This window comes from Massilia aurea (assembly GCF_014200505.1).
Lineage (GTDB): Bacteria > Pseudomonadota > Gammaproteobacteria > Burkholderiales > Burkholderiaceae_D > Telluria > Telluria aurea_B.
The window spans coordinates 774,720-790,507 of sequence record NZ_JACHBX010000002.1 but is presented as its reverse complement, the minus strand read 5'-3'; the positions used below and the strand labels follow the sequence as shown (position 1 = coordinate 790,507).

General features: G+C 64.5%; 18 protein-coding genes and 1 tRNA gene. 12 read left to right on the top strand and 7 right to left on the bottom strand.

What is annotated here, in order from left to right; genetic code table 11:
- The first annotated feature begins 2 nt into the window (after positions 1 to 2).
- Both HD842_RS12915 and HD842_RS12910 read left to right on the top strand, forming a co-directional pair.
- Positions 3 to 941 (top strand): 2-hydroxyacid dehydrogenase, encoded by a 939-nt coding sequence (locus tag HD842_RS12915; RefSeq protein ID WP_183555010.1) that lies wholly within the window; start codon positions 3 to 5, stop codon positions 939 to 941.
- Between the two features lie 3 nt (positions 942 to 944).
- On the top strand, positions 945 to 1,856 hold the full coding sequence (locus HD842_RS12910) for a hydroxymethylglutaryl-CoA lyase (RefSeq protein ID WP_183555008.1): 912 nt from the start codon (positions 945 to 947) through the stop codon (positions 1,854 to 1,856).
- 96 nt (positions 1,857 to 1,952) lie between these two features.
- Here the strand turns inward: HD842_RS12910 and HD842_RS12905 are convergent.
- Positions 1,953 to 2,029, bottom strand: a tRNA-Pro gene (locus HD842_RS12905).
- A gap of 58 nt (positions 2,030 to 2,087) precedes the next feature.
- Positions 2,088 to 2,993 carry a 16S rRNA (cytidine(1402)-2'-O)-methyltransferase gene (rsmI, locus tag HD842_RS12900; RefSeq protein ID WP_183555005.1) on the bottom strand — a complete coding sequence of 302 codons (906 nt, stop codon included), beginning with the start codon at positions 2,991 to 2,993 and terminating at the stop codon, positions 2,088 to 2,090.
- Between the two features lie 11 nt (positions 2,994 to 3,004).
- On the opposite strand from rsmI, the gene HD842_RS12895 reads away from it, so the two are divergent.
- From HD842_RS12895 to HD842_RS12875, 5 genes are all read left to right on the top strand, one after another.
- Positions 3,005 to 4,321 (top strand): penicillin-binding protein activator, encoded by a 1,317-nt coding sequence (locus HD842_RS12895; RefSeq protein WP_183555003.1) that lies wholly within the window; start codon positions 3,005 to 3,007, stop codon positions 4,319 to 4,321.
- Position 4,322: 1 nt separating this feature from the next.
- Positions 4,323 to 4,682: a YraN family protein gene (locus HD842_RS12890; protein WP_183555002.1), complete on the top strand. Its 360-nt coding sequence runs from the start codon at positions 4,323 to 4,325 to the stop codon at positions 4,680 to 4,682.
- Between the two features lie 56 nt (positions 4,683 to 4,738).
- Positions 4,739 to 5,335 (top strand): phosphoheptose isomerase, encoded by a 597-nt coding sequence (locus HD842_RS12885; RefSeq protein WP_183555000.1) that lies wholly within the window; start codon positions 4,739 to 4,741, stop codon positions 5,333 to 5,335.
- On the top strand, positions 5,328 to 5,975 hold the full coding sequence (locus tag HD842_RS12880; RefSeq protein WP_183554992.1) for a BON domain-containing protein: 648 nt from the start codon (positions 5,328 to 5,330) through the stop codon (positions 5,973 to 5,975). The genes HD842_RS12885 and HD842_RS12880 overlap by 8 nt, the downstream gene beginning before the upstream one ends.
- A gap of 79 nt (positions 5,976 to 6,054) precedes the next feature.
- A complete protein-coding gene (locus tag HD842_RS12875; RefSeq protein ID WP_183554990.1) occupies positions 6,055 to 6,582 on the top strand; it encodes a TlpA disulfide reductase family protein in 528 nt (175 codons plus the stop codon).
- Between the two features lie 6 nt (positions 6,583 to 6,588).
- Here HD842_RS12875 and HD842_RS12870 read toward each other — a convergent pair whose 3' ends face one another.
- From HD842_RS12870 to HD842_RS12850, 5 genes are all read right to left on the bottom strand, one after another.
- Complete coding sequence (locus HD842_RS12870) at positions 6,589 to 7,011, bottom strand: PaaI family thioesterase (RefSeq protein ID WP_183554988.1); 423 nt, start codon at positions 7,009 to 7,011, stop codon at positions 6,589 to 6,591.
- A 57-nt stretch (positions 7,012 to 7,068) separates the two neighbouring features.
- Positions 7,069 to 9,075 carry a helicase-related protein gene (locus HD842_RS12865; RefSeq protein WP_183554986.1) on the bottom strand — a complete coding sequence of 669 codons (2,007 nt, stop codon included), beginning with the start codon at positions 9,073 to 9,075 and terminating at the stop codon, positions 7,069 to 7,071.
- 95 nt (positions 9,076 to 9,170) lie between these two features.
- Entirely contained in the window at positions 9,171 to 9,746 is a 576-nt protein-coding gene (locus HD842_RS12860) for an NADPH-dependent FMN reductase (RefSeq protein WP_183554984.1), read from the bottom strand.
- Between the two features lie 126 nt (positions 9,747 to 9,872).
- Complete coding sequence (locus tag HD842_RS12855) at positions 9,873 to 10,616, bottom strand: SDR family NAD(P)-dependent oxidoreductase (RefSeq protein WP_183554982.1); 744 nt, start codon at positions 10,614 to 10,616, stop codon at positions 9,873 to 9,875.
- A 2-nt stretch (positions 10,617 to 10,618) separates the two neighbouring features.
- Complete coding sequence (locus HD842_RS12850) at positions 10,619 to 11,476, bottom strand: SDR family NAD(P)-dependent oxidoreductase (protein WP_183554980.1); 858 nt, start codon at positions 11,474 to 11,476, stop codon at positions 10,619 to 10,621.
- 202 nt (positions 11,477 to 11,678) lie between these two features.
- On the opposite strand from HD842_RS12850, the gene HD842_RS12845 reads away from it, so the two are divergent.
- The 5 genes from HD842_RS12845 to HD842_RS12825 all read left to right on the top strand — a co-directional run bounded on the left by HD842_RS12845 (position 11,679) and on the right by HD842_RS12825 (position 15,687).
- Positions 11,679 to 12,218: a DoxX family protein gene (locus HD842_RS12845; protein ID WP_229424742.1), complete on the top strand. Its 540-nt coding sequence runs from the start codon at positions 11,679 to 11,681 to the stop codon at positions 12,216 to 12,218.
- Between the two features lie 134 nt (positions 12,219 to 12,352).
- Complete coding sequence (locus HD842_RS12840) at positions 12,353 to 13,270, top strand: LysR substrate-binding domain-containing protein (RefSeq protein WP_370660832.1); 918 nt, start codon at positions 12,353 to 12,355, stop codon at positions 13,268 to 13,270.
- Between the two features lie 107 nt (positions 13,271 to 13,377).
- Positions 13,378 to 14,253, top strand: a complete 876-nt coding sequence (locus HD842_RS12835) for a pirin family protein (protein WP_183554978.1) — start codon at positions 13,378 to 13,380, stop codon at positions 14,251 to 14,253.
- Positions 14,250 to 14,837 (top strand): MFS transporter, encoded by a 588-nt coding sequence (locus tag HD842_RS12830; RefSeq protein ID WP_183554976.1) that lies wholly within the window; start codon positions 14,250 to 14,252, stop codon positions 14,835 to 14,837. Before HD842_RS12835 ends, HD842_RS12830 begins: the two co-directional genes overlap by 4 nt.
- On the top strand, positions 14,827 to 15,687 hold the full coding sequence (locus tag HD842_RS12825) for a pirin family protein (RefSeq protein ID WP_183554974.1): 861 nt from the start codon (positions 14,827 to 14,829) through the stop codon (positions 15,685 to 15,687). Before HD842_RS12830 ends, HD842_RS12825 begins: the two co-directional genes overlap by 11 nt.
- Positions 15,688 to 15,788: the final 101 nt, after the last annotated feature.

Here is a 15,788-nt window from a genome sequence, read left to right as displayed (position 1 = left end):
ACATGCGGATTGTCCTGTACCGGGGCGATGGCGTCAGCGAGCCTTGGGAACACGCGTTTGCCAGCGTGCTGCCAGGCGCCCAGACCGTCATCTGGAAAGAAGGCGAGCAACTGGCGCACTGCGATTACGCGGTGCTGTGGAATCCGGCGCCGGCCCTGCTGGCCCAGCTGGCCCAGATGGAAAGCGTCAAGGCGATCTTCCTGATGGGCGCCGGCGTCGACGCGCTACTCAAGTTTGGCGATGCCTTGCCCGACGTGCCGCTGGTGCGCCTGGGCGACGCCGGCATGGGCGTGCAGATGGCCGAGTATGTGGCGCATGCGGTGCTGCGGTACTTCCGCCGCTTTGACGAATACGAGCAGCAGGCCAGGCACAGCGCCTGGAATCCGCTGCCCCAGCATCCGAAGGAATCGTTCACGATCGGCGTCATGGGGCTGGGCCGGCTGGGCATGCCGGTGGTCGAGGCGATGCGCCATTTCGGCTTTCCCGTGCGCGGCTGGAGCCGCAGCCCGAAAGACATCCCGGGCGTGCCAACCTATGCCGGCATGGCGCAATTCGGCGACTTTTTGCACGGCACGCGCGTGCTGGTCTGCCTGCTGCCGCTGACGCCAGAGACCACCAACCTGCTCGACCGCCACAACCTGGGCAAGCTGGCGCCGGGCGCGTTTCTGATCAACGTCTCGCGCGGCGCGATCCTGGCCGAGCCCGACCTGATGACGCTGATCCGCTCCGGGCACATCGCCGGCGCCACGCTCGACGTGTTTCGCCACGAGCCGCTGCCGGCCCAGCACCCTTTCTGGAACGAGCCGCGCATCGCCCTCACCCCGCATATTTCGGCGCTCACCATGCGCCAGGACGCCGTGCGCCAGATCGTCGCCAAGATCGACGCACTGGAACATGGCCAACCGGTCGACGACCTCGTCGATCGCCAACGTGGATATTAAGAAATGATGCCCCTGCCAACCAAGGTCAAGATCGTCGAAGTCGGCCCCCGCGACGGCCTGCAGAACGAAAAAGAAGCGCTCGGCGCTGACGTGAAAATCGAACTGGTCGAGCGCCTGGCCCGCGCCGGTTTCGTCAATGTCGAGGCGGCGGCGTTCGTCTCGCCCAAATGGGTGCCGCAGATGGCAACCTCCGCCGAGGTACTGGCCCGCATCGAGCGCCGGCCCGGCACGATCTATTCGGCGCTGGTGCCGAACATGCAGGGCTTCGAGGCCGCGCTGGCCGGCAAGGCCGACGAGGTCGTGGTGTTCGGCGCAGCGTCCGAGGCGTTTTCGCAAAAGAACATCAACTGCTCGATTGCCGAGTCGATCGCGCGCTTCGAGCCGGTCGCGCGCGCGGCCAAGGAACACGGCCTGCGCCTGCGTGGCTCGATCAGCACGGCGTTCGGCTGCCCGTACCAGGGCGCCGTGTCGCTGGACGCCGTGGGCGACGTCGTGGCGCGCATGCGCGATCTGGGCTGTGACGAGATCGATATCGCCGACACGATCGGCGTGGCAACCGCGCGCCAGACGCAGGCCGTGATGCTGCGCGCAGCCCAAGAATTTCCGATGGGCCAGCTGGCCGGCCACTTCCACGACACGTATGGCCAGGCGCTCGCAAATATCTATGCGGCGCTGGAAGTGGGCGTGGCAATTTTTCACTCGTCAGTGGCGGGCCTGGGCGGCTGCCCGTATGCCAAGGGTGCGACCGGCAATGTGGCAACCGAGGACGTGCTGTATCTGATGCAGGGGTTGGGAATTGAAACGGGCGTGGATCTCGACCAGGTGGTCGATGCCGGGCTGTTCATCTCTGCGCAACTGGGCCGCAAGAGCATCAGCCGTGCCGGCAATGCGCTGGCGGCCAAACGGGCCGATTGACCTTCACGCCCCCGGTGTGCCGGGGGCTGTTTCAAGGAAAACGGCCGCACAACGAAAAAAGCCGACAACTCGCGTTGTCGGCTTTTCTCTTAATGCTGGTCGGAGTACAAGGATTCGAACCTTGGACCCCCTGGTCCCAAACCAGGTGCGCTACCGGGCTGCGCTACACTCCGAAGAAGCAAGATAATACCGGCTTGCCGTCACTTGGTCAAGGATTTCGCGTCAAAATCCTCACTCACCCCGGATCTGCAGCGCCCGCTCATACAAGGCATTCTTCTTGCGGCCCGTGATCTGCGCCGCCAGATTGGCCGCCTGCTTGACGCTGCATTCGGTCAGCAGGATCTGCAGCACGCGCTCGGCCTCGATGTCTTCGGCATCGCTTGCAGCGACCGCGCCTTCGACCAGCACGACGAATTCGCCCTTCTCGCGGTGCGCGTCGGCCTTGACCCAGGCTAGGGCCTCGCCCAGCGTGCAGCGGTGGATTTCCTCGAACATCTTGCTCAGTTCGCGGGCAAACACGACCTGGCGGGTCGGCTCGAACGCGGCCACCAATGCTTCGACGCAATCGACGATCCGGTGTGGCGCTTCGTAGAACACGAGCGTCGACGTTTCGCGCGTCAGTGGCGCCAGCGCCGTTTCGCGCCCCTTGGCCTTGGCCGGCAGAAAGCCGACAAAGTGGAAGCGGTCATTGACCAGGCCGCTGGCCGACAGCGCCGTGATCGCCGCCGACGGGCCTGGCAACGGCACCACGTTCAGGCCGGCAGCGCGCACGGCATCGACGATGCGCGCGCCCGGATCGGACACGCCCGGCGTGCCGGCGTCGGACACCAGCGCCACGCGCTGGCCGGCGCGCAGGCGCTCGACAATCTTGTCGGCAACCTCGCGCTCATTGTGCTGGTGCGCCGCGATCGTGCTCTTGGAGAGACCAAAGCGTTGCAATAACGCGCCAGTCTTGCGCGTGTCTTCACAGGCGACGACGTCGGCCAGGGCAAGCAGGTGCAAAGCGCGCAGGGTGATGTCGGTGACGTTGCCAATCGGAGTAGCCACGACATACAGCGTTGCGGTAGGATAGGACTGCTGGGCCGCCTCGCCCATGACGGGAAGTCGGGCGATGTCGATGGTCTGCTGTTCTGTCATATAGGGTTCCGATGCTGAAGAAAAAAAATCTCACGGGCTTGATTGCCGCCTCACTCACGACGCTGCTGGCCGCGTGCGGCAGTACGCCCCTGCCACCCGATACCGGTTGTGGCATGCCAGGCGGATTGTGCAGCCCGGGCGCGTCAGTGACAAGTGGCGCGCCTGCCGCACCTGCCGACTCTGCTTATACACCACCTGCGCCGCGTTCCGATAGCGGCGTCCAGACGAGTCCGGTCGAATTGCCACCAAGCGCCGACGGCAGCACGCCAAGTGCCGCGGTCACGCCAAGCGGCCCCACCGTCCGTGTCGCGCTGCTGTTGCCCCTCGAATCGCAGGCGCTGGCACAGCCCGCCGAAGCGGTGCGCGCCGGCTTCATGGCCGCGTACGACCAGCAGCGCGGCAACGTCACCGTCAACCTCGTGCCCACCGGCGACTCGTCGCAAGCCGCGCTCGACGCCTACCGCATGGCGGCCGCCGAGAATGACATCGTGGTCGGCCCGCTCGCGCGCCCTGCCGTGGCGGCCCTGGCCACGAGCGGCGCCGTCACCAAGCCGACCATCGCGCTGAACCACCCGCAGGTCGCGGCCGCGCTGCCGTCCAAGATGCTCGTCATCGGCTTGTCGCTCGAAGACGAAGCGCGCCAGGTGGCCGACTGGGCTGCGAGCGAGCAGCCATCCGGCCAGGCACTGGTGCTGACCGGGCGCGCCACCTGGCAACAGCGCCTGTCGGGCGCCTTCAGCGCGCGCTGGTCCGAACTGGGCCGCGCCCAGAACACCGTCGAACTGCCCAATGCCGGCGGCTATGTCGACGGCAATGCGCTGGCCGACCTGCGCGCGCGCCTGCAATCGCAGCCGCCGCAACTGGTCTACGCGGCGCTCGACGCCAACAGCCTGCGCCAGGTGCGCAGCGCGCTCGGCACCTCGATGCCCACCTATGGCACGGCCTCGGTCAACCCGGGCCGCGATCCGGCCAGCATCCCGCCTGAGCTGGTCGGCGTGCGCATCCTCGACCTGCCATGGACCGTGCAGGCCGATCACCCGGCCGTGGCCAGCTACCCGAGCTGGAGCAGCGGCGGCCAGGGCCTCGACCTGCAGCGCCTGTACGCGCTGGGCATCGACGCCTACCGCATCGCGCGCGAGCTGTCGCTGCGTCCGTCCGGCGCATTCGAGCTCGACGGCGCCACAGGCCGCCTGTCGATCGATATGGGGCAAGGCGCGCGCGCTTTCCGCCGCGTCGAAACCGGCGTCGTCGTGCGCGATGCGATGCCTGGCGCCGATGGCGCCGCCGTGACCGGCCGCGTGTTCGAAGCGGTCTCCACCGGCCAGTAATATGTGGCCCGGGCGCCTGTCCCAACGGCAGGCCCAGGGCCATCAGTATGAACTTGCCGCCAGCGCCTACCTGCGCCGTCGCAGGCTGGTATCAGTGGAAGAAAACTTTCGCTGCAAGGGTGGCGAAATCGACCTGATCATGCGCGACGGCGCCACACTTGTGTTCGTCGAGGTGCGCCAGCGTGCCAGCAGCAGACAAGGCGGCGCCGCAGCCAGCATCACACCGGCCAAGATCCGGCGCCTGGTCTGCGCGGCCCAGGTGTACCTGCTGCGCTTTCCCGTCACACCGCCCTGCCGCTTCGACGTCGTCGCCATCGATGGCGAACAGATCGAGTGGCTGCAGAACGTGATTGAAGTGTAAGCAATTTTTACCGACCTTGCCCAGTGCCCCTTGCTACTACACTATAATCCTCGGCTATGAATACACAACGCATCCTCGCTCACTTCCAGGAGAGCGCTGACCTGAAGATGAGGTCGGCTGCAACCCTGGCTCCCCACATTTCGCAGGCGGTCGAACTCATGTTCGGCGCCCTGTCCAATGGCAACAAGATCCTGGCCTGCGGTAACGGCGGTTCGGCCGCCGACTGCCAGCACTTTGCTGCCGAGCTGGTCGGGCGCTTCGAACGCGAGCGCTTCCCGCTCCCGGCCATCGCGCTGACCACCGACACGTCGATCCTGACCGCGGTTGGCAACGACTACAGCTTCCGCGAAATCTATTCCAAGCAGGTGCAGGCCTTCGGTCAGGCCGGCGACATCCTGCTGGCCATTTCCACTTCGGGCAACTCGGGCAATGTGCTCGCTGCGGTCGAAGCGGCGCTCGAGCGCGAAATGCGCATCGTGGCGTTTACAGGCAAGGACGGCGGCCAGTTGGCCAAGCTGCTGACCGACGCCGACGTCCACGTCAACGTCCCGCATTCGCGCACCGCGCGGATCCAGGAAGTTCACCTGTGCGCCATTCACTGCATCTGCGACGGCATCGACGTCGCGCTGTTCGGAGGAGACGAGAATGCGTAATACCCGCCGGCCCATGGTCGTGCTGTTGACGAAAGTCGTTCTGGGTTCGGCCCTGCTGGCATCGCTGTCGGGCTGCTTTGGCCTGATCGTCGGCGCCGGCATCGGCAGCGCCGTCTCGGCGGTCGACCGCCGCACGCTGGGCGCCCAGACCGAAGACAAGTCGGTCACGGTCAAGGCCGAGATCAAGATGCGCGAAGTCACGAATGGCAACGGCAACATCAACGTCACGAGCTTCAACCGCAAGGTGCTGCTCACCGGCGAAGTACGCGACGAGGCCATGAAGGCCGCGGCCGAGCGCGAAGTGCGCAAGATCGAAAACGTCGTGTCGGTCATCAACGAACTGAAGATTTCGGGTTCGTCGAGCTACACCTCGCGCTCGAACGATGCTTTGATCACCACCAAGGTCAAGGCCAGCCTGGTCGACATGAAGACGGTGTCGGCGATCTCGTTCAAGGTCACGACCGAACGCGGCGTGGTCTACCTGATGGGTCTTGTGACCCCGCGCGAAGGCAATATCGCTGCCGATGTCGCCAAGGGCGTCTCGGGCGTGACGAGCGTGGTGAAGATCTTCGAGTACATCAGCGAAGAAGACGCCCGCGCCAAGCAGGCCAACGCGCAGAACGCACCGCAGGGTTCCTGAACCCCGGGTGCATCCGCACCATGCAAAAAAGCGGCAGGGCTATAATGGCCCTGCCGCTTTTTTTATTCGATCGCCGACCATGACCGCATCCCCCGCGTCCACCTCTTCCCGTTCCTGGATCAAGCCTGCCGCCATCGGCGCCGTCGTGCTGGCGCTGGCCGGCATCGGCTACGCCTCGCTGGCCAGCAGCACACCGGCCCCGGACGTCACGTTCATCAGCATCGCCGGCGACAAGGTATCCACGCAGTCACTGCGCGGCAAAGTTGTGATGGTCAACTTCTGGGCCACCTCGTGCGTCACCTGCGTCAAGGAGATGCCCGACATGGTCGCGACCTACAACAAGTACAAGGGCCAGGGTCTGGAATTCGTCGCCGTCGCGATGCAGTACGACCGGCCCGACTACGTGCTCAATTTTGCCGAACAGCGCAAGCTGCCATTTACCGTGGCGCTTGATTCGGCGGGCGATATCGCGCGCCAGTTCGGCGACGTCACGCTCACGCCCACCACCTTCCTGATCGACAAGCAGGGCCGCATCATCAAGACCTATGTCGGCGCGCCGGACTTCGGCGCGGTGCACAAGCTGATCGAGAAAGAGCTGGCCGGCTGATCCTGGTTACGCTTTCGGGTACAGGATCATCTGCGTGCAACGGAACAGCGCGATGGTCTTGCCGCTGGCCTTGTCCGTGACGGTGGCGTCCCAGATCTGCGTCGTGCGGCCCAGGTGCACGGCGGTGGCGACGCAGGCAATGGTGCCTTCGCGCGCGGTGCCCAGGTGGTTCGATTTCAATTCGATCGTCGTGAAGTTCTGCGCGCCTTCCGGCAGGTTGCTGATGCAGCCGTAGCCGGCGCAGGTATCGGCCAGCGTGACCACGCTGCCGGCGTGCAGGTAGCCGTTCGGCGCCAGCAGGTGCGGCGCGACCGGCATCTCGGCGGCCAGCTTGCCGGGGCTGACCTCAAGAATCTGGATGCCCAGGTGGCCGGGCAGGTAGGTTGCGCCGAAGGTGTTGAAGGCTTCAGGGGTATGCGGGATGCTCATGGGGTTGTCTCGGTGTTTTTATGAAAGCGGCATCGTACACCGAGACCACCCTCGGCGTCAGCGGCGCCGGCCCTCGTGGTGCTTGCCACCCTTGCCACCCTGCTTGCCGCCATGCCGCTGCCGGGCCGCCGCATTCTGCTGCTGCAGCAGTGCGTCGACCCGCTCGGACGCCTCGCGCGCCAGCTCCTGCGCCAGCGCGATGCTCGGGAAGTAGTCCGGCGCCCGGTACCCCAGCCACGCATAGGCCGAATACACGCGGCACTGGTCCTCGACCTCTTGCAGGTTCATGTAGAACAGCTGCTGCGGATTACTGTGGCCATGCAGCTTGACGACGATCTTCTTGGCCAGCGACAGGCACCAGTGTTCCCACGCCTTCTGCAGCGCCGGCACGCGGCTCGAGATTGGCACCAGTGACAGCATGAACTTGTCGGCCACTGACAGCGGCAGCGTGTCGAGCCACTCCGCGCGCTCGTTCTGGTCTTCGGTGATGCGCGGGTAGAAGAAGCCATCCGGCACGTCGATATTGTGGACAAAGCGCTTGAGCAGCTTGACCAGCGACGTCTCGCCCGTCACCGACGAAATGCGGTGCAGCTGCTCGAGCGACGGCGCCACGGCAAAGCCGCTGGTGGCCACCGCCGGAATTTTTTCTTTCATCAATGAGCGCATGACCTGGTGCGTCTCGTCGTCGTAGCCGACGACGAAGCCTTCGTCGTGCACGCCGTAGCGCCCTGCCCGGCCCGCGATCTGCTTGGCCAGCGCAGCGGAGATTTCTTCTTCCTCCACGCCGTTGTACTTGACCGTGGTCGTCATCACGATGCGTGCGATCGGCATGTTCAGCCCCATCGCCAGTGCGTCGGTGCCCACCACGATGTCGGCCTGACCGTCGCGGAAACGCTCGGCCTGCGCGCGGCGCACCTCGGGCGACAGGTTGCCGTAGACGGTGGCTACCGACAGCCCTTTGTCGGTGATCATGTCGCGCCACTTGAGCACCTCGCGGCGCGAGAACGCGATCACGGCGTCGCCCCGGCGCAGGTTCGACAGCTTGCGCACGGCCATCGGTTCCATCTCCAGAGGGCCCATCCGCTTGAGCACGTGCACCTCGAGCGGCACATCGAGCCGCTCGGCCAGCGCCTCGATCGCGCGCCGCGCTTCGGGTGCGCCAACCAGGTACACGACCGATGCCGGCGCGCCGCACACGGCGGCAGTCCAGGCGGCGCCGCGGTCGCGATCGGCCAGCATCTGGATCTCATCGATCACGGCCACATCGATCGGCGTTTTTGAGTCGAGCATTTCGACGGTGCTGGCGACGTGCGTAGCGCCCTCCACCAGGCGCCGTTCTTCGCCCGTGATCAGGCTGACCTTGATCGCCTCACCGTGCGGGCGCGCCGCCTGCAGGCGCTCGTAGTTTTCCAGCGCCAGCAGGCGCAGCGGCGCGAGGTACACGCCGCTGGGCGCCTTGGCCAGCGCTTCCATCGCGCGATGCGTCTTGCCCGAGTTGGTGGGGCCCAGGAGCGCGATGAACTTGCGGCCCATGCGGCTGGCGACGTCGAACGAGCGCGGGTACTCGGCCAGGTTGATGCTCTCCTTGGTGCGCGCCGCGTGGCGCTCTTCGGCGTCGCGCTCGATCGCATGGGTCAAGCGCTGCGAAATCCGCTGGAACACGTACTCGGCCGGCTCGGACGTCTGTAGTTCGTCCAGCACATCGAGAAACAGCATCGGATCGTAGCCAGCGTCGTCGGCATCGCCCGCCAGATCGCGCACGAATTCCTCGGCGTCCTGGTGCAGGCGCGCGAGGTCGGCGTCACCGGTGCGTTCTTCGATCAGCGCGCGCCGCCCGGCCAGATCCAGCTTGCGCCACTTGCTCGGCTTGGCCAGCACGCCGCGCGACGGCACCAGGCGATACGGTACGTGCAGGCCTTCGTAGCGCACCGCGCCCGAGAAGCGCAGGAACACGCGGCCTTCCAGTTTGACCAGTTCGATGCCGCGCGCGGCCAGGCCAAGTTCGCGCTCGAGAAACGTATCGTCGTCCTGCTCGGATGGGGGAAATGCTTGTTGGTCGCTCATGGGGAAAAGTCGCTATCGTGATGGCGTCACTATATCGCGCCAGCGACCAATGCACCGCCCGGCAGGGTGGCTGCAAACCGAGCGTCGACGTAACGTCAGCCCCTGGATGTGGCCGCATGGAGTTCGACCCATGCAGCAAACGCGTCAATGAACTTTTTCATCAGTTGCGTGGTGAATTCGTTATTGAACTTCCCGTCCGGTCCCAGCAATTTCTGGGCGCCGCCAATATACGCTTCCGGTTGCTGCAAGAGCGGCATGTCCAGGAACACCATCGATTGACGCAGATGGTGGTTGGCGCCGAAGCCGCCCGTGGCGCCAGGCGAGACGCTGACGATCGCAGCCGGCTTGCCGGCCCATACCGACTCACCGTAAGGACGGGAGCCGATGTCGATCGCATTCTTCAGCGCAGCAGGGACCGACCGGTTGTATTCGGGCGTGAAGAACAAGACGCCATCCTTCGACGCGATGTTCTGGCGAAAGCGGGTCCATGCTTCCGGCGCGCTGGTACCGTTTCCTTCCAGATCTTCATTGAACAGAGCGAGTCCGTCGATCTCGACGATGTCCAGCGACAGCGAGGCCGGCGCAAGCGCGATGATTTCGTGGGCAAACTGGCGGTTCAACGATTGTTGACGCAGGCTGCCGATAACGACGGCGATCTTTTTGGGTGGCATGACCATTCCTTTATGTTGACTGGCGGGGCGAAGCTTGCATCGGTTGCCATGCGCAGCCGTGCAAGCCGTTTCAGGCGGTGACCGGACGATGAGCGCCTGGCGCTCGCAGCGTCATCCGGCCTGGTGTCATACCTTGGCGGCGCCACTGACCACCAGATGGTGACCGGACACCCAGGCGGCATCGTCGCTGGCCAGAAAAATGACGGCGCCTTCCACATCGGCGACCGAACCCAGGCGTCCGAAAGGTGACAATTGCGCCAGCGCCTGATAGTCGCTTTCCTGCAGGTTGGCGATGACGCCGGCGTCGCGCAGCGGCCCCGGCACGACGCCGTTAACGGTGATGTTGCGCTTGCCCAGTTCTTGCGCCAGGCATTCGACGTAGAGTCGGCCCGCGGCCTTGCTGCCCGCATACGCGGTAAAGCCGGCGTTTGGCACGATCGTGGTCGTCGACGAGATCACGATGATGCGCCCGCCATCGGTGACGTGCCGCGCACTTTCGCGCAGGGTATAGAACGTGCCGAACACATTGGTTTTGGTGACCTGTTCGAACATCGCGTTGTCGATCTCGGTGATCGGTGTATCGATCAGTTCACGGCCAGCATTGGCCACGACGATATCGATACGGCCGAACCGGGCCAGCACCGCCGCGAACATCGCATTGACCGCGTCCGGGTCGCTGACGTCGCCACCGACCGCCATCGCCTGGGCACCTTCGGCGACGAGCGCCGCGACGTTTCTGGCGGCCGCAGCCTCGTCACTGTTGTAGGTCAGCGCAACGGCGGCGCCTTCTTTGGCAAAGCGGCGTGCCAGGCCCAGACCCAGTCCGCGCGACGCGCCGGTAATCAGGACGACCTTGTTGGTCATGCGCATGATCACACTCCTTCAACGGTGCGTGCGGTGGAGGCCGCGTTATCCTGCCACTCGACCAGTTCCTGCTCGATGCAGGCCATTTTGCGGCGCATGCCGCCCATGGCATCGGCGCCCAGGGCCGCATGCACGGGTGGATGATCCGCTTCCATCAGGTGGATGATGGCCAGCGCGCCCTTTTCTGGCACATTGGGCTGCTTGCCTTGCAGGTTGCCGATCGCACCACGGAACTTGCCGGCAGGCGTACCTTCGTAGTCGTCGATTTTCCGCTCGGCATACGCGAGCGAGCGACCGGCAAATTGCGTCTCGAAGACGCCGATGGTCAGGACCGTGGCGGCGATGCCGAACGGCGCCAGTTCCCCTGCCAGCGCCTCACCCAGGATGCCGGTGGCGCCCTTGGCAGCGGCGTAGACACCCATGCCCGGGTAGCCGATAAAGCCGCCGATGGCGGAAAACTGGACGATGTGGCCGGAGCGCTGCTTGCGCATTGCCGGCAGCACGGCGCGAACGATGTTCAGGCCGCCAAAGAAGTTCAGGTCGAAGATGCGCCGCGCTTCTGCATCCGACATTTCTTCCACGGCGCCGACCGTGCCGGCGCCAGCGCAGTTGGCGACGATGTCGATACGGCCGAAGCGGGCCAGCACCTCTGCCACACCGGCTTGTACGGCGACTTCATCGGTCACATCGGCCAACACGCCCAGGCCCTGTGCCGGATGCTTGCTGTTAAAGAAATCAACCTCTTGCTGCTTGCGGAACGTGGCGGCGACGATGGCGTCTTTTTCCAGAAGCTGGTGCACCAATTCATGCCCTAATCCTGACGATGCACCGGTAACGAGAACGACCTTGCCATTTACTGGTTTCATTTTCTGCTCCTTGGAGTTTCTGTTTGACGCCGCCGGGGTGGCGGTTTGGAGCACAAATAGTATGTTTTAAAAAATACCCCAACAAGCCGGTTTGGTCGGATGCATCGTCTGACCCATTGGATCATCGCCGCCTTAATTGTCCGGTTATCTGGACGCAGCTTCCCGGCACCGTCCATTGCTGGCACATCGCTTTGTAACTACCATGCGCTATTCCTGGCCGGCCGATACAGCGGACAGATTTCAATTGCGCATTCATATGGATGCCATTCACGCCGGGTATATCGGCTGGCTTTACCAGTGCAAATACCTGGCCCCTTTTAGAAAGAAAAAAATGACGATCCTGAATACCTTGAACAACAATACGCCTGCCGTGCAGACCACGGGACGCATCATGATTGCGGCGCTGTTTCTCGTCAGCGGCATGGCCAAACTGCTGGCGCCCGGGCCGACGCTGCTGTTCATCGCAGCCTCCGGCTTGCCCTTCGCGAAGCTGGCCTTCCTGATCGCCGTGTCAGTGGAACTTGGCGGCGGCCTGTTGCTCGCATTTGGCGTCCAGACACGCGCTGTTGCGCTGGCTCTGGCGATGTTCTCGCTGGTCACCGGCCTGGCATTTCACCACGCGATTGGCGATCAAATGCAATTGACTGAATTATTGAAAAATATCGCAATTGCTGGCGGATTGCTGCATATTGCGACCATTCGGGCGAACACGCCCCAACTGCAAAAAGCACCGCACGCATAATATGAAAACCCGGCCCGCAGGTATTCCAGATGCGGGCCGGCGGGCGAAATGAACGTGCATACATGAATTAGATCTGGACGCCCGCCATATAAGCCTTCAGAATCGTGGCCTGTCTTCGTAGGATTGGACCGCGCGTGAGCCGACTGGACCTGAACGATTTTTTTATTTTTGTGAATGTCGTCGATCGGGGCGGATTTACTGCCGCCGGTAATAATCTCGGCATGCCAAAATCGACGCTCAGCCACCGCATGCAGCAATTGGAAAGCCAATTGGGCGTGCGCTTGCTGAGTCGAACCTCGCGCCGTTTTGGCATGACCGAAGCCGGTGAAGAATTTTACCGGCACGCCGTGGCCACCTTGCGCGAAGCCGAGCTGGCCGAAATGTCGGTGCGCCACCGCCTGTCCGAGCCGATCGGCACCATTCGCTGTACGGCCGGCTCAGCCACCATGCACTTCGCCATGGCGGACATGATTGCCAATTTCCTGCGCCTCTATCCCAAGATCAATGTTGTCGCCCATGCGGCGGACCGCACCGTGGACATCGTCGGCGAAAACTATGACGTCGCCATCCGCGGCCACGCCGCCCCATTGCCCGATTCCGACCTGATCCAGCGAACACTCACGCCGGCGCCATGGTGTCTGTTCGCAGGGAAAAGCTATCTGGCCGAACATGGTGTGCCGTCTACACCAGCCGACCTTGCCGGGCATGCCTCGATTTTTTTTGCGCGGGCCAACGCACCGCTGCACTGGCGCCTGCGCCATGCGACGCTGCTGACAGAAGAAGTGGCCGTGCCGATCCCGCCCCGTCTGCAAAGCGAAGACATGCTCAGCCTGCAACAGGCTGCCGTCGCCGGGCTGGGGATCGTGGCCCTGCCGAGCTATATCGCGCGCGCCGCCGTCGAGCGGGGCGAGCTGCAGCGGGTCTTGCCCGAATGGATCGCTGGCGATGCCACGCTCACGGCGTTGGTCCCTTCCCGCAAGAACATGCTGCCCTCGGTACGGGTCTTCCTTGACCACCTGGCGGCGGAGTTTCCCAAGATCGTTCTGCTGTAAGTTCATCGTCCAGTTAGCTGGACACAGCGTCGCCGTTTCGACGGCTTCTCAATGGACGCCCACGGTTCTATATTCGCTCCATGACAACAGGCGCATGGAGCGACAAAATGGGCACTCAGCCTGCAAGCGAACCAACCGGCAGCAGCCCCGCACGCCTTGGGCGGGTGGATGCCGGCGTCACGCGCACGGTCGGCACGGGCTTCACCTCGCTGCAATTTAGCGCGTCGGTGTTCGAGCGTGACACCGATCCCCTCGTGATGCTGGATCATTTCGTGATGACCGGCGACACGTTCGCGCCCCACATGCACCAGGGCATTGCAACCTTGACGCTGCTGTTCGAAGACTCCCGGGGCCGGTTGATCAATCGCGATACCGTGAGTGGCACCGTGGCCCTGCAAGCGGGCGACCTGTACCGGCTGGCGGCTGGCAACAGCACCGTGCACGAGCAGCGGCCCGATGCGGGTGCGCGTATCCACGCACTCCAGCTGTTCGTCAAGCTGCCGTGCGCACTGCACCGTACGCCGCCCCATGCAGCGCATCTGCGACGCGCCGAGGTCCCGGTGACGCAAGGCCCGGGTTACCGGGTGCGCACCGTCCTGGGCGCCCATGGCGATGCCGGCACCGGTACCGCGGCCAACGAAATGCTGCTCCTCGACGGTCGTGTGGAACCCGGCGCACGCTTCCTGCATCACCTTGCCCGTGACCGTAAAGCGTGGCTCTACGTCATGTCCGGCCAGCTCGAAACGCGCGTCGCGGACGGCGTGCGCAGGCTGGATGCGGGGCAGATGACAACCGTCGACGCCGGCCAGGCAATCGACGTCGCCATCCACGCGACGACGACGACCCGCTTCATCCTGATCGCCGTCGAGCCGGTGCAGGTGCCAGGCAGGCCTGCAACGGTGCTGCGTGCGGCCCTGCCCCTGGCAATGCCCGGCGCCCCGGCCTCACCGGCCCGCTTGCTCCCGATCGAGGAGACGACATGAACCATGCACCTTCCCGGCCACGCCTGCTGTTCAACCCGCTGTTCCGGGCCATCTGGATCGGCATCATCGCGTCGAGCCTGGGTAGCTGGCTGTATGCGGGCGCGGCAGACACGGCGCTGCTGCTCGCGGCAGTCAGGATGTTGACCAGTCTACCGATGTGTCTGCTGGCACTGCTGTCGGTGATCGTGTCGCTGTACGGACAGCGGCACGGGCACCACCAGTTTGCGTTTCAAAAAATGGGCTCCAGCACTTTCGCGGTGAGCATCCTGACCTTCCTCGGTTGCGTGGGTCCCTGGGTCACGCTGTGCAGCGCCGTCCTCCTGGGCCTGTGCGCAGCAATTGCCGCGCTGTCCTTGCAGCCGGTGTGGTTAGAGCTGCTGAGCAAGGCCGACGTTCCCGGGAACCTCGCGTTTGGCGCGGTCGGGACCAACTTCGGACGAGCTGCCTGGAATGTGGCCAGCGGCATCCTCGCGACCGTGATCGGACCGGCCGCCATCTTCATTCTCAGCGCCCTGTCGCTCGGCGCGGCCTTCATCGCCGACAGGACCAAACGCATTCATCACGGAGTCCATCATGCACACTGAAACAGACAACCTGGCCACGCTGGCACGGCCGGCAGCATCTCTTGCACGCAAACTGGTCACGCGCACCAAAGGCAGCGACCATGGCGGCATCACCCGCCTGGTCAGCCCGGGCGATATCGGCGAATTGATCAAGCCCTTCATTTTTGTCGACCGCTTCACGCTCGATGCGCGGCGCGGCACAATGCGCATGCATCCGCACTCCGGCATCGCCACCGTCACCGCGGTGCTGGACGGCACGTTCGCCTATCGCGAATCGACTGGCGCGCATGGCGAACTGCCAGCGGGCGGGGTCGAATTCATGAGCGCCGGCGGCGGCGTCTGGCACCAGGGCATGGCAGCCGACGGTGCGCAGGTGCTGGGTTTCCAGCTGTGGCTGGCATTACCACCCGACGATGAAAATGCCCCGGCACACAGCCAGTATCTGGCCCCTGCCGACGTACCGCGCACTGGTCCGGCGCGGGTGCTGATCGGCACGTACGACGGCGCCGTCAGTCCGATCCAGCCACGCGCCGCGATCAATTACCTGCACGTGGTGCTGGCTGACGGCGAGCGCTGGCGCTACCTGCCGCCACCCGGCCATACGGTCGCCTGGGTAGGCGTGGCCAATGGCACGCTGCACACCGCCGGGGCTGCGCTTGATCTGGACGTGGCAGTGTTCGAAGAAAGCCAGCAGGCCATCGATGTCGTGGCCGAGGGCCGTACCGAGTTCGTGCTCGGGTCAGCGGTCAAGCATCCGCATCCGCTCGTCTCGGGCACCTATTCGGTACACACCAGCGCCGCTGCGCTGGAACAGGGCGAGCGCGAAATCGTGCGGCTGCGCGCCGTGATGCAGTCCGCCGTACAGCCCTGACCAACCCCATTGTGTAAGGCGTCCGACGCGCCTGGCGGCCAGATCGCCAGCAGCGCGTCGCATGCGTTGGCGGGCCTTTCAGGGCCTTCCTGCCCCTGTCC